The following is a 12496-nucleotide window of genomic DNA, read 5'->3' as shown; positions in this document are numbered from 1 at the left end:
CGTCACTCGCGCGGCGGGAGGATGTCGCCGGACTTGCTCGCCAGCAAGCACCCCTCGTCGAGGCCCAGCTTGCACGCCTTCGTGAACAGCTCGACCGCCTTCTGGGCGTCGCGCTCCACGCCCTCGCCCTGCGCGTGGAGGTGCCCGAGCTCGACGCAGGCGAGGGCGTTGCCCCGCTCGCAGACGCGCTGGAACAGCGTGGCCGCGCGCCCGGGATCGGCGCTGGCGCCCTGGCCGCGGAGGTAGGCCCTGCCGGCCGCGAGGCAGCCGAGGTTCGCGCCCGCGTGGCACGCGCGCGCGTGCCAGTAGAGCGCCGCCTCGTCCGCGCCGCTCGCCCCGTCGCCGCCGTCCGCGCGCGCGAGCCGGTCGTGGTACGCGTCGCCGAGCCGCAGGCAGCCGCGCGCGCTCCCCTCCGTGCACGCCTCCCTGAACAGCCCCACGGCCCGCTCCACGTCGATCGAGACGATGTCTCCGCCCAGGTACATCGATCCGAGCGTCACGCAGTCCTCGACCTGGTGGTCGGCGCAGCCGTTCGTACAGCCGACGAGATCGTCCCGCTCGCAGGGCAGCCGGAGCGGCGGCGGGGGCGCTTCGGCCGGCGCGGCGGCGGGCGGCGGCGCCGCGGGGGCAGGCCCGGCGGGCCCCGCGGCGTGGCGCGGCGTGGTCGCGGCCGCGCCGCCGCAGCCGCAGACGAGGAGCGCGCCGAGGAGCGTCAGGGCGAGTTCGCGCACGTGCATGCTCGAACTCATGACACAACGCTCGCCCTCTCCCAACGCTGCCCGCCGACGCGTTCGTCCCGGACGCGCCGACGGGGGCGGGCGCTCCGGGCTGGTCCCCGGCCGGGCCTCGGTGTAGACGGAGCCGATGCCGCTCATGAGCCCTCCTCCGCTGCGAACGCTTGACGAGCCCAACCTCGAGGCGCTTGTGGAGCTGATGTTCCTTGCGGCGTTCGCCGACGGCGAGTTCAGCCAGGAGGAGAAGGTGCATTTCTCCCGGAGCGTCGAGTCGCTCACGGACCGCCGGATCCCCCAGAGCACGATGGACGAGCTCATCCGCACCGTGGTGGAGCAGCTCCAGAAGGAGGGGCGGGCCGCCCGGCTCGCGTCGCTCAAGGAGCGGCTCGCCACCCCGCAGGCGCGGAAGGTCGCCTTCTCCCTGGCCGCCCAGGTCGTGGTCGCCGACGGGATCGTCAGGAACAGCGAGCGCGAGCTCCTCCTCGACGTCGCCGCGGCGCTCGAGCTCGATCAGACCGAGGCGGCGGACGTCGTGCGGAGGCTCGCCGCCTCCTGAGCGCCCGGCCGCCGGCGGCGCCCGCCCCTGGGGTCGGCTCCGCCGGGGGCCGCTGCCGGGGCGAGGCGAGCGCCACGGGGTGAACGGGGGCCGCCGTTTTCGGTTACGATGGCGTCCGCCGTGAACTGGTCCTCCACTGGCAGTTTCCTGATCCCGTTTCCGGTGCCGGGCTCAGCGCTGACCTCCACCCGGGGCACCTACGTGATCGGAGCGCTCATCGGCGACGGTCAGTATGGCTCGGTCTACGAGTGCAGCGGGCCGTTCGACCAGGTCTACGCCCTGAAGATGCTGCGGCCGGCGAACAAGCCCTACCAGGTCGTCAAGGAGGAGTGGTCGCGCGAGATGCTCCGCCTGGAGAGCTTCCGGCACCCGAACATCGTCTACATCCACGATGCGTTCGAGGTGAACTACCTCTTTTACCTGGCGCTCGAGCGGTGCGACACGAGCCTCCGGGCGCTGCTCGGCACCCCGTTCCAGCCGCCGCTGCTCCTGGAGCTCGCGCGCCAGCTCCTCATGACGTTGCAGTACCTGCACGACAACGGCGTCGTGCACGCCGACCTGCACGCGGGCAACGTGCTCATCTCCCAGCTCGACCACAAGCCGCTCGTCAAGCTCACCGACTTCGGCGTGGCCCACCAGCTCGACGGCGTCACCCGCTGGTTCCGCCCGCAGGTCGCGAACCCGAAGATCCTCGTGCCCGAGCTCGTCACGGCGGGCTACACGACGACGCAGAGCGACCTCTACCAGCTCGGGCTGCTCATGTACCAGATGCACACCGGGCAGCCGGCCATCGACGTGAACGCCCCCTACGAGGAGATCACGCGGCAGATCGCCGAGGGCGCCCCGCGGCAGAAGGCCGAGGCGCTCGGCACGCCGCTGAGCCAGGTGATCGCCAAGCTGCTGCGCCGCCGCGACGCTTACCGCTACTTCTCCGCGCGCGACGTCTGGGACGACCTGCGGCAGGTCCGCTGGGCGTAGCGCGATCTCCGCTGCGCCCGCCGCGCGTTCCGGGCTACACCTCGCCGCATGGTCGCCTCCGCCACGCCACGCGTCGTCTCGCTCACGCCCGCGGTGTTCCACCTGCCGGACGCGGTGAACCAGGTCTCGCGCACCTACGGGGAGAGCCCGATCGTCCCGCGCGGACCCCGGCTCCGGCCGCTGCTCGACCGCGCCCGGCGCGGCATCGTCGAGGCCCTCGGCGCGCCCAGCTACGAGGCGATCCTCCTCACGGGCTCGGGCTCCACGTCGATGGCCGCCGTGCTCGGCTCCTGCCTGCGGCGCGACGAGCGGCTCCTCGTCGTCCGGAACGGCGCCTACGGCGACCGGATCTTCGAGTTCGCCGGGACGCTCGGCCAGCCGGTCGTGGACATGTGCCTGCCCTACGGCGAGCGCCCGGATCTGGCGAAGATCGAGGCCGTCCTCGCGGCGGACCAGGCCGACGCGGTGGCCATGGTCTACGGCGGCACGTCGACGTGCACGCTCAACCCCGTGCCCGAGGTCGGTGAGCTCGCCCGGAAATACGGCAAGAAGCTGCTCGTCGACGGCATCAGCGCGCTCTTCGTCGAGCCCTTGGCCCTCGAGGGCTCGGGCATCGCCGCGGTGATGGGCTCCTGCAACAAGGGCCTCCACAGCCACCCGAACCTGACCCTGGCGCTCGTCCGCAAGGACCTGCTCGCCGAGATGGAGCAGATCCCCGCGCGCGTCCCGAGCCTGGAGCTCCACAAGACGTGGCGCGCCCAGCAGGGCGGCGCGCACCCCTACACGATCGATCCGATGAGCCTGTGCCAGGTGATCGCGGCGCTCGATCACCTCGCCGCCACCGGCGGCGTCGCCGGGCGGCACGCCGTCTACCAGGCGCGCTGCGCGATCCTGCGGCCGGGCTACGAGCGGCTCGGGCTGACGATCGCGCGTTGGGAGAACATGCCGCTCCAGTCGATCGGGACGGCGCTGCACCTCCCGGCGCGGAGGACCTACGATGAAATGGCGGGTCGGCTCGCCAGCGAGCCGGTCGACGGCCACGTGTTCGAGATCTACGCGGCCCAGGGGAAGCTCTCGAACCAGCTGTTCAGGATCTTCCACATGGGCGAGTACCCGCTCGAGGTCTACGAGATCTTTCTCAAGGCCCTCGCCCGCGTCCTCTGAGCGCGGCGCCCGCGGCTCGCGTCGCGCCGCGCCGGCGGCTCACGTCGCGCCGCGCCGGCGGCTCACTTCGCCTCTGTCTTCTCGGCTGGCGCGGCGGCGGGCTTGTCGCCCTTGGCCGCGTCCGGCTTGGCCGCCTTGTCGGCCGCCGGCTTGGCCGCGGGCTTCGTCTTTCCGGCCTTGTCGTCGGCGGGGGCGGCCGCGTCGTTGGCGGCGTCGCCGACGCCGAGCAGCTCGATGTCGAAGACCAGCGTCGACTTGCCCGGGATCTTCGGCGGGCTGCCCGACTCGCCATAAGCGAGGTGCGAGGGGATCGTGAGCTTGCGCTTGCCGCCCACCTTCATCCCGACCACGCCCAGGTCCCAGCCCTTGATGACCTCGGTGTTGCCGATCGTGAACTCGAACGGCTCCCGGCCCACGGACGAGTCGAACTCGGCCTTGGTCTTCAGCAGGCGCCCCGTGTAGTGGACGCGGACCCTGTCGCCGTCCTTCGCCTCCTGGCCGGTGCCCACGACGATGTCTTCCTTGATGAGGTCGGCCGGCTCCGGCTCGGAGGGCTGCACCTTCGGCACGGCGCTGCCCGGGGGCAGCTCCGGCTCGGGGACCTTGTCCTCGCAGCCCGCGACCGGGCCGAGGAGGACAGCGCAGGAGAGGGCGAGGACGATTTGGAAAGCCTTCATGGCGCCACGTCTTACGCACCCCGCGCGGCCCGATCAACGGTCTCCCGCGGCGTCCGGGGCGCCGGGCGGGCCGGGTTTCCCGTTGCAGCGCTCGGGCCCGCGCGGTTAGGGTGCGCCCACCTTGGCTCGCGCGTTCTCCGTCGCTGCCCTGGCGATCGCCGAGGGAGGCGCCAACGCCGTCGGCGCCGTGCGCTTCACCTGCGCGGAGGCGGAGCTCGAGGTCGAGCTGGTCCGCGTCGCCGGCTACGCCGAGGGGTTCGCCCTGGGCGCCGTGGCGGCGCCGGTCCGCTTCGGGGTCCCTTACACCGCGATCCGCGGCCTCTTCCGGCGCGGCAAGGCGCTCTGCGTGGCGCTCGATCCGTCCGCGTGCTCGCCGCACAACTGCTTCGTCCTCGCGCGCTTCGAGGGCGATCTCCCCGGCGTGCCCGGGGTGATCTCGCCGACGGCGATGGAGGCCATGGAGAGCGCCTACCGCGCGCGCGTCCACGCCGGCGTCGCGAGCTGGGTCGCGCCGGCGCCGCTCGGCGTGCTCGCGGCCGCCCTGTCGCCCGACTACCTCGCGAGCGGCCCGCTCGGCACCGCGTCGCTCGCGCTCCTCGTGGCGCTCGCGACGTGGCTCGCGCTGCGCTTCGCCGCGCGGCTCGCGACCTGGGGGGGGCCGCCCTCGGACCGCCTGCGCGACGCGCTCGTGGAGGAGCTGTCGCGCCGCATGGGCTTCGCGTCGGAGCGGCTCGCGGCGTCGACCCCGGGCGAGCCGGCTCCGCCGGTGTTCGCGCCCCGACCCACGCCCCTCGCCGCGCGGCCGGGGCGCGAGCGCGGCGGCGAAGACGGGCTCGACGCCCTCCCGCTCCGGGCGCGCGTGCTCGTGCCCGCGGCGCTCGCCGTGGTCGGCATCGTGGCGACGATGGCGTTCGTGCAGCGGTTCGCGGCGCCCCGGGACCTGCCGCCGGCCGAGCGGCAGGCGGCGCGCGGCGTCGGGCCGGCGGCCCGCGGCGCCGCCGCCGCGCTCCTCGCGGGCGAGGCCCGGGAGCGCGCCGAGCCGTCGTTCCCGCACTGCCTCTGCGAGCGCGCCGACTCGCCGCTCTGGCAGCAGGGCGTGCCCATCCTCAGCGTCCTCGGCTCGACCGGGCCCGACGACGGCGCCGGGGTGATCGCGCCGATCCTGAAGCGCGACCGCGCGGAGGACGACGAGCCCGCCGCGGAATCCGGCGAGAGCGGCGCGGAGCCGGGCGCTGCCGCGGAGCCGGGCGAGGCCGCCGCGGACCAGGGCGACGCCGGCGCGGTGGCCAGCGACGCCGGCGGCGGGAGGGCGCGGCGGCCGGCGCGCGGTCGCTACGATTTCGAGCTCGCGGTCGTCAACAACAGCGGCGCTCCCGTGCGCGACTTCCGCGTGCTGCTCACGTTCGCGCGGCGCAACGTCCGCGGCGAGCGCGCCGGGATCACCGAGCGCGGGCTGTTCTGGGAGGGCGCGCTCGCGCCGGGGCGCGCGGTGAAGTGGCACGTCGAGGCGCCCGGGACGGAGGTCAAGATCGAGCCCGGGGTGACGGGCATGCTCGACGGCGAGACCGGGGTTGCGTCGCCGGACGCGTTCTTTCAGCTGACGCGCGCGCGTTATCGGGTGGTGCGCATCCACGCGGCGATGATGCTCGCCTGGCTCCGCGACCCGCGCGCCCGCGACGCGCTCGTGTCGCTCCTGCCCGCCGCGTCCGGAGAGGAGGAGAAGCTCGAGCGGATCCGGCGTGCGACGGCCGACGTGATCCCGTGCTCGGTCGCGGTGAAGGAGGGCCGGCTGCGCGCGTGCCTCTTCAACGGCGGCGTGGCTCCGCTGCGCGGCGTCACGCTGCGCGAGGTCGCGGCGGGCGAGGGCGGGGCGCCGCGCGCGTGGCCCATCGCGGCGACCCTGCCGGTCCACGAGGGGGTGGAGGTGACGCTGCCCCTCGAGGGGAGCGCGGCGCCCGAGGAGCTCGAGGTGGTGCCGCAGGGGCGATGAGACGATGATGGGGGGATGAAGAGAGGCTCCCGGGCCGCGCTCGCCCCGGTCGCGGCGCTCGCCGCCGCGCTGGCGCTGGTCGCCGGGGGCGGCGAGGCGGCCGCGTGGTCGCCGCTCGATCTCGAGGTCGTCCCCCGCTGGAGCGAGCTGCCGGTCCGCTACCACATCAACCACAAGACGATCCCTGCGCCGCTCTCGGGCTTCGCCGCCGCCGGCATCGAGGCCGGGTTCGCGGCCTGGTCGAGCCCTGCGTGCACGGCGTGGGCGACCGAGCTGCTCGGCGACACGGACGCCGGCTACGACTTCGACGACGGCAGGAACGTGTTCCTCTGGATCAGCGACAGCTGGCCTGCCGCGCTCGGCCAGGCCGACTCGGTCATCGCCGTCACGATGCCGGTCTGGGATCCCGACAGCGTCATCGACGACGCCGACATGGTGTTCAACAACGTGGGCTTCTGCTGGGACGACGGCGGCAGGGGCGACTGCGTCGATGTTCAGTCGATCGCCACCCACGAAGAAGGGCACTTCCTCGGGCTCGGGCACTCGAACGTGCGCGGCGCGACGATGCTGGGGACGTACCGGGGCGGCACGTCGGCGCGCACCCTCGAGGGCGACGACATCGAGGGGGTCTGCGCGCTCTACCCGATCGGCGGGACGACCGTCGCGAGCTCGGGCGGTGGCGCGGGCTGGGGCGGTGGCGCTGGCTGGGGCGGCGGCGCGGGCTGGGGCGGCGCGGCGCCGGATGCCGGGGATGGGCCGAAGAGCGGCGGCGCGAACGACGCCGAGGAACGCGACGCCGGCTGCTCGTGCGCGGGTGGCGGCCGGGTGCCGGGCGCTCCGGGAGCGCTGCCGCTCGCCGCGCTCGTCGCGCTGCTGTCGCGCCGGCGCCGGTGCGCGGGGCCGATGCCGCGCGGACGGCAGCTGGGGCCGCGCGAACGGTGGCCGGCGCCGCACGAGCCGCGGCAGGGGCCCGGGCAAGAGAGCGAGCGCCCGGCGTGGTCGCGCGGACGGGCCCGCTTTACAACCCAGCGCAGCCGGGGCAAACGTCCCGCCATGCCCGAGCCGAGCACCGCAGCATTCGACGCGGAGGTCGCGCGTGCCCTCCGCTCCCTCGAGGCCGACAGCGCCGTTCCTGCCCTCGATCCGCTCGGCGATCCGGCCGGCGCGGCGCGCGCGCTCTCGGCGGAGGGCGACGGCGCGCCGCTGCTCCTCCGCGCGGCGCCCGAGCTCGGCGCGCCGCAGCGCGACAAGGACGCGCGCTTCGGCCCGGCGCCGCGCGATCCCGTCTGGCTCCGGATCGAGCGCGGCGCGAGCGCCCTCCGGCTCGCGCCGCTGCGGCTCGCGGGCGCCGGGCGGCCGCGGTCCGGCGCCGCCGGGACAGGGGGGGCGGCCGGGGCAGGGGAGGGCGCGGCCGAGCCGCGCGACGCGGTGCGGGTCGAGGTGACCTCGGCGCAAGGGCCGTGCTGCACCGCCCCCTCGTGCACCCGCGAGCGGACCCACGTCGCCGCCTGGCTCGTGCTCGCCCCGCCCCCGCGCTCGCCGGCGCCCCCGCGCGCCGCGGCGGCGCAGCGCCTGCTCGTGGCCGAGGCGCAGGACCTCGATCCCGGCCGGGCGGAGGCGCTCGTCGAGTCGGTGGCGGCGCCGCTCGCGGCCGCGCTGTGCGTCCCGCTGGTCACGGCGCGCGGGACCGAGCCGCCCGGCGCGATCGAACCGCGACCCCTCCCGGAGCCAGCGCCGGCGCCCGCGCTGACGGCCGCCGCGCTGGCGCGGTTCGCGATCCGGACCGAGGGGGAGCTCCTCGTCCTGCGGGATCACGCGAGCCAGGGGCCGCGCGGGTCCGCGACCCGCAACGCGCTCATCGGCGCCGCGCTGCTCGTCGCCGCGCTCGCCCTGTGGATCCAGGTCATGCGGAGCGCCTCCGCCGGCGACAGCGGCATCGCGATCGGCGTCGGCAGCGCCGCCGCGCTGCTCTCGCTGGCGGGCTACGCCTTCCTCGGCGTCGCCCGGTTCTCGTCCCGGTATGCGGCGCGCTCCGCCCCGGTGGCGTCGTTCGGGCCGGGCCGCTTCGTCGTCGCCCCCTGGGTGAGCCGCACCGGCGCGATCGATCTGCGCCCCGAGGGCAGGCTCGGGGCCGCCATCTCCGCCGGGGAGGTCCACGCCGTCGGCGTGCAGCCCCGCGGCGACCGCTTCGCGGTCGAGATCGACACCGACCACGGCCCCATCGACGCCCTCCTCACCGACCGCGAGGACGTCGCGCGCTACTGGCGCGACGCCATGGATCGCGCCGTCGCCTCGGTCCGCCACCCCGGCGGCCCTTCCGCCAAGCAGCGCCTCCGCGCGCGCTCCCAGGCCCAGCAGCCCGCCGCGGCGAGCTGAGCCCTCACCTCCCCGAAAAAAGTTGTCCGCCGCGGCGCCCCTCGAACGTCGCAGGGGCGAAGTACCCGGGAAGGAGAACGATCATGAACGAATTTATGTACTTGTTCCGCGGTAGCGACGCCTCTGGCTCTCCGGCCGAGATGCAGCAGCACATGCAGCGGTGGACCGCGTGGGCGAAGGAGCTCACCGAGAAGGGGCACCTCAAGCGTCCCGGCAGCCCCCTCGAGCCCACCGGCAAGGTCGTCCAGGGCAAGCAGAAGGCGGTCGTCGACGGGCCCTTCGCCGAGGCGAAGGATGTGGTCGGCGGTTACATGCTCATCGAGGCCGAGGATCTCGCGCACGCGGTCGAGCTCTCGAAGGGCTGCCCGATCCTCGAGCGCGGTGGGAGCGTCGAGGTGCGCCCGATCTGGAAGCTGAGCCATTAGTGGATCCGGTCGACCCCGTCTTCCGGCGCGAGGCTGGGCGCATGCTCGCCACGCTGACGCGCCTCTTCGGGGTCCACAACCTCGCGCTGGCGGAGGACGTCGTGCAGGACGCCCTCTGCCGCGCGCTGGAGGTGTGGAAGTTCCAGGGGGTGCCCGAGAACCCGGCCGCCTGGCTCATGGCGGCGGCGAAGCACCGCGCGCTGGACGTCCTCCGGCGCGAGCGGACCGCGCGCACCTTCGCGCCCGAGATCGGGCGGCTGATCGAGGGGGAGCAGGCGCTCGACCCCGCGGTCGACGAGCTCTTCGGGGCGGCCGCGATCCGGGACGACCAGCTGCGCATGATGTTCTCGTGCTGCCACCCCCGGCTGCCGGAGGAGGCGCAGATCGCGCTCGTGCTCCACGTCCTCTGCGGCTTCGGCGTGAGCGAGGTCGCGGGCGCGTTCCTCGCCACCGAGGCGGCCATCGAGAAGCGCATCTCCCGGGCGAAGAAGGTGCTCGCCGGCTCGACGCGCCTGTTCGAGCTCACGGACGACGCGTTCTCTGCCCGGCTCTCGGCGGTCCGCCGCGCGCTCTACCTCCTGTTCAACGAGGGCTACCACGGCGCCTGCGCGAAGGAGGCCGTCCGGGTCGAGCTCTGCAGGGAGGCGATGCGCCTCACCGCGCTCCTCCTCGATCACCCCCCTTCGTCGGCGCCCGCCACGCACGCGCTCGCTGCGCTGATGTGCCTCCACGCGGCGCGCCTGCCTGCGCGCGTCGACGCCTCCGGCGACCTCACCTCGCTCCTCCACCAGGATCGATCGCGGTGGGATCGGCAGCTCCTGGCCGAAGGGCAACGGCTCCTCGACCTGTCGGCCGAGGGGCCGGAGCTGACCGAGTACCACGTCGAGGCCGGGATCGCGGCGGTCCACGCGCGCGCGGCCCGGCCGGAGGACACGGACTGGGGGGCGATCGTGTCGCTCTACGACACGCTGATGGCGATCCGGCCTTCGCCGGTCGTCGCCCTCAACCGCGCCATCGCCGTCGCGCAGCACGAGGGGCCGGAGCGCGGGCTCGAGGAGATCGGCGCCATCGAGGGCCGCGATCGCCTCGCCGCGTATCCGTTCTATTTCGCGGCGCTCGGCGAGCTGGAGCTCCGCCGCGGCAGGCGCGAGATCGCGAGCCAGCACCTGCGGGAAGCGCTCGCGCTCGCCCGCAACGCCATGGAGCGCCGGTTCTTCGAGCGACGCCTGGGGGCGTGCGGCGACGGGGCTCCCTGACGCATCCCTCCAGCGCGGCGTTCCTCGGCACCGGCCCGTGGCACATGCTGGCGAATGCCAAAATGTGTCAGACGGTCCGATCGGGCGGAGGCTGAATCGGCATCTTTGGGTGAATTCGCAAGGATATGTCGAGATGGCGCGGACGGCGCGCGGATTGCTCGGGGAGGGAGCAAGGCGTTGGCTTCGACATGAAAGGACTTGCCCGTGCCCATCCATTTCCCCTCTCTCGTCCCTTGTAGCTCCTGCGGCTGCCACGCGCGTGCCAGCGAGAGCGAGTGTCCGCACTGCGGCGCAACCATGCGCGAGCCGGACGGCGCTGTCCCGCGCACGAAGATCGCCGTGCTCATGGGCCTGACGGCCGCGTTGTTCCAGCCGCTTGCCTGCGCCGGCGAGGTCGTGGACGAGCGAGATCAAGGCAGCTCCAGCAGCTCGGGCTTCGGCGGCGACATCGCGGTCGCGGGGGCGTACGGCGGCGGCCCCTCGGTCGGCTCCGCCGGGGGCGCGAACCCCACGGGCGGGACAGGGGGCTTCGGCGGCGACATCGCGGTCGCGGGGGCGTACGGCGGCGGCCCCTCGGTCGGCTCCGCCGGGGGCGCGTACCCGACGGGTGGGCCAGGGGGCTTCGGCGGCGACATCGGCGTCGGGGGAGCGGACGGCGGCGGATCCTCGGTCGGCGAGGCCGGGGGCGCGGACCCGACGGGCGGGACAGGAGGCGCCGGCGGCGATGTCGGCGTCGGGGGAGCGGACGGCGGCGGATCCTCGGTCGGCGGGGGCGGATCGGGAGGGTGAACCGATGATCGAGCCGACCGAGATCCCCGTCCGCGCGCTCATGCCTGCGGACTTGATGGAAGCGAAGCCGATCTACGCGGTCTGGGAGCTCACGATGAAGTGCGACCAGCCGTGCCAGCACTGCGGCTCGCGCGCCGGCGCCGCGCGCGACGCGGAGCTCTCGACCGAGGAGGTGCTCGAGGTCGCCGCGAGCCTGGCGCGGATGGGCTGCCGCGAGGTCGCGCTCATCGGAGGCGAGGCGTACCTGCGCGAGGATCTCGCGGAGATCATCTCGTTCCTCGCGCGCAGCGGCATGCGCGTCATCATGCAGACGGGCGGGCGAGCGTTCACGGCCGAGCGGGCGAAGGCGCTCCGCGCCGCAGGGCTCACCGGGCTCGGGGTCTCGGTCGACGGGCCGGCGCACATCCATGACGAGCTGCGCGGCAACGTGGGCAGCCACGCGGCCGCCATCCGCGCGCTCGACAACGCCCGCGCCGCCGGGCTGATCACGACCGCCAACACCCAGATCAACCGCCTCAACGCGCACCTCTTGCGCGAGACGTGCGCCGAGCTGCGCTCGCACGGGATCCAGACGTGGCAGGTGCAGATCACCGTGCCGATGGGGCGCGCGGCGGACCATCCGGAGTGGATCCTGGAGCCGTGGCGCGTCGTCGAGGTCATCGACACCCTCGCCGCCATCCAGCGGGAGGCGCTCGAGACGCACGTGTCGGGCGTGCCGTTCAACGTGTTCGCGAACAACAACATCGGTTACTTCGGCCCGCACGAGCAGCTCCTGCGGTCGAGGCCCGGCGGCGGCGACACGCACTGGCGCGGCTGTCGCGGCGGCATCAACGCGATCGGCATCGAGTCCGACGGCACCGTGAAGGCGTGTCCGTCGGTCCCGACCGTGCCCTATGCCGGGGGCAACGTGCGCGAGCGCGGCCTGGAGCACATCTGGGAGGGCTCGGCGGAGGTCCGGTTCGCGCGCGATCGCGACGCGAGCGAGCTCTGGGGTCACTGCGCGACGTGCTACTACGCGGACGAGTGCCGCGCGGGGTGCTCGTGGACCGCGCACTGCACGCTCGGCAGGCGCGGCAACAATCCGTTCTGCTATCACCGCGTGACGCAGCTCAAGAGGCGGGGCATCCGCGAGCGGCTCGTCATGAAGCAGCGGGCGCCGCACGTGCCGTACGACCACGGCGTCTTCGAGCTGGTCGAGGAGGCCTGGGACGCGCCGCCCCCGCCGCCGCCCGAGTCGGTGGTGCCGAGGAACGCGCGCCGGCGGCTGGCGGTTATTTAAGGCCGTAGAGATTTGTACGGCGTCGTGGGAATGGCGCCGGGCGGGCTCAACCTGGGTCGGCGCCGGGCGCGGCTTCCCGAGCGACCGCAACCCGGGTCGGCTCCGCGGGCCCGCAACCCCGGTCGGCTCCGGGCGGGCTCAACCCCGGTCGGCTCCGAGCGGCCGCAACCCGGGTCGGCTCCGCGGGCCCGCAACCCCGGTCGGCTCCGGGCGGGCTCAACCCCGGTCGGCTCCGGGCGGCCGCAACCCGGGTCGGCTCCGCGCGCCCTCAA

Annotated in this window: 11 protein-coding genes; 9 read left to right on the top strand and 2 right to left on the bottom strand. The window is 74.5% G+C overall.

Going from position 1 to position 12496, the window contains the following annotated elements; translation table 11 throughout:
* Positions 1 to 2: 2 nt before the first annotated feature.
* Positions 3 to 737 (bottom strand): tetratricopeptide repeat protein, encoded by a 735-nt coding sequence (locus tag WMF26_RS28415; RefSeq protein WP_437995233.1) that lies wholly within the window; start codon positions 735 to 737, stop codon positions 3 to 5.
* Between the two features lie 136 nt (positions 738 to 873).
* Here WMF26_RS28415 and WMF26_RS28410 point away from each other — a divergent pair, with 136 nt between their 5' ends.
* From WMF26_RS28410 to WMF26_RS28400, 3 genes are all read left to right on the top strand, one after another.
* Positions 874 to 1290 (top strand): tellurite resistance TerB family protein, encoded by a 417-nt coding sequence (locus tag WMF26_RS28410; protein WP_437331560.1) that lies wholly within the window; start codon positions 874 to 876, stop codon positions 1288 to 1290.
* A 120-nt stretch (positions 1291 to 1410) separates the two neighbouring features.
* Entirely contained in the window at positions 1411 to 2268 is an 858-nt protein-coding gene (locus WMF26_RS28405) for a serine/threonine protein kinase (RefSeq protein ID WP_437995232.1), read from the top strand.
* Positions 2269 to 2316: 48 nt separating this feature from the next.
* Positions 2317 to 3432 carry a pyridoxal-phosphate-dependent aminotransferase family protein gene (locus WMF26_RS28400; protein ID WP_437995231.1) on the top strand — a complete coding sequence of 372 codons (1116 nt, stop codon included), beginning with the start codon at positions 2317 to 2319 and terminating at the stop codon, positions 3430 to 3432.
* Between the two features lie 62 nt (positions 3433 to 3494).
* Here the strand turns inward: WMF26_RS28400 and WMF26_RS28395 are convergent, their stop codons facing one another.
* Positions 3495 to 4109 carry an FKBP-type peptidyl-prolyl cis-trans isomerase gene (locus tag WMF26_RS28395; protein WP_437995230.1) on the bottom strand — a complete coding sequence of 205 codons (615 nt, stop codon included), beginning with the start codon at positions 4107 to 4109 and terminating at the stop codon, positions 3495 to 3497.
* A gap of 121 nt (positions 4110 to 4230) precedes the next feature.
* Here WMF26_RS28395 and WMF26_RS28390 point away from each other — a divergent pair, with 121 nt between their 5' ends.
* From WMF26_RS28390 to WMF26_RS28365, 6 genes are all read left to right on the top strand, one after another.
* On the top strand, positions 4231 to 6099 hold the full coding sequence (locus tag WMF26_RS28390) for a hypothetical protein (protein ID WP_437995229.1): 1869 nt from the start codon (positions 4231 to 4233) through the stop codon (positions 6097 to 6099).
* Between the two features lie 15 nt (positions 6100 to 6114).
* A complete protein-coding gene (locus WMF26_RS28385; protein WP_437995228.1) occupies positions 6115 to 8475 on the top strand; it encodes a matrixin family metalloprotease in 2361 nt (786 codons plus the stop codon).
* 83 nt (positions 8476 to 8558) lie between these two features.
* Positions 8559 to 8900, top strand: a complete 342-nt coding sequence (locus WMF26_RS28380) for a YciI family protein (RefSeq protein ID WP_061625839.1) — start codon at positions 8559 to 8561, stop codon at positions 8898 to 8900.
* Complete coding sequence (locus WMF26_RS28375) at positions 8900 to 10156, top strand: RNA polymerase sigma factor (RefSeq protein ID WP_437995227.1); 1257 nt, start codon at positions 8900 to 8902, stop codon at positions 10154 to 10156. Before WMF26_RS28380 ends, WMF26_RS28375 begins: the two co-directional genes overlap by 1 nt.
* Before the next feature lie 297 nt (positions 10157 to 10453).
* Entirely contained in the window at positions 10454 to 10945 is a 492-nt protein-coding gene (locus WMF26_RS28370; RefSeq protein ID WP_437995226.1) for a hypothetical protein, read from the top strand.
* Positions 10946 to 10949: 4 nt separating this feature from the next.
* Complete coding sequence (locus WMF26_RS28365) at positions 10950 to 12224, top strand: radical SAM protein (protein ID WP_437995225.1); 1275 nt, start codon at positions 10950 to 10952, stop codon at positions 12222 to 12224.
* Positions 12225 to 12496: the final 272 nt, after the last annotated feature.

It is taken from the genome of Sorangium sp. So ce185 (genome assembly GCF_051526825.1).
In the GTDB taxonomy this organism is placed as follows: domain Bacteria; phylum Myxococcota_A; class Polyangia; order Polyangiales; family Polyangiaceae; genus Sorangium; species Sorangium cellulosum_D.
Note: the sequence above shows the minus strand (reverse complement) of the source record. Positions and strands in the feature narration are given on the sequence as shown.

What these genes read in the sequence shown, in the direction of transcription:
- WMF26_RS28415 (WP_437995233.1), bottom strand. Translation starts at nt 737, where the DNA reads ATGCACGTGCGCGAACTCGCCCTGACGCTCCTCGGCGCGCTCCTCGTC.
- WMF26_RS28410 (WP_437331560.1), top strand. Translation starts at nt 874, where the DNA reads ATGAGCCCTCCTCCGCTGCGAACGCTTGACGAGCCCAACCTCGAGGCG.
- WMF26_RS28400 (WP_437995231.1), top strand. Translation starts at nt 2,317, where the DNA reads ATGGTCGCCTCCGCCACGCCACGCGTCGTCTCGCTCACGCCCGCGGTG.
- WMF26_RS28395 (WP_437995230.1), bottom strand. Translation starts at nt 4,109, where the DNA reads ATGAAGGCTTTCCAAATCGTCCTCGCCCTCTCCTGCGCTGTCCTCCTC.
- WMF26_RS28385 (WP_437995228.1), top strand. Translation starts at nt 6,115, where the DNA reads ATGAAGAGAGGCTCCCGGGCCGCGCTCGCCCCGGTCGCGGCGCTCGCC.
- WMF26_RS28380 (WP_061625839.1), top strand. Translation starts at nt 8,559, where the DNA reads ATGAACGAATTTATGTACTTGTTCCGCGGTAGCGACGCCTCTGGCTCT.
- WMF26_RS28370 (WP_437995226.1), top strand. Translation starts at nt 10,454, where the DNA reads ATGCGCGAGCCGGACGGCGCTGTCCCGCGCACGAAGATCGCCGTGCTC.
- WMF26_RS28365 (WP_437995225.1), top strand. Translation starts at nt 10,950, where the DNA reads ATGATCGAGCCGACCGAGATCCCCGTCCGCGCGCTCATGCCTGCGGAC.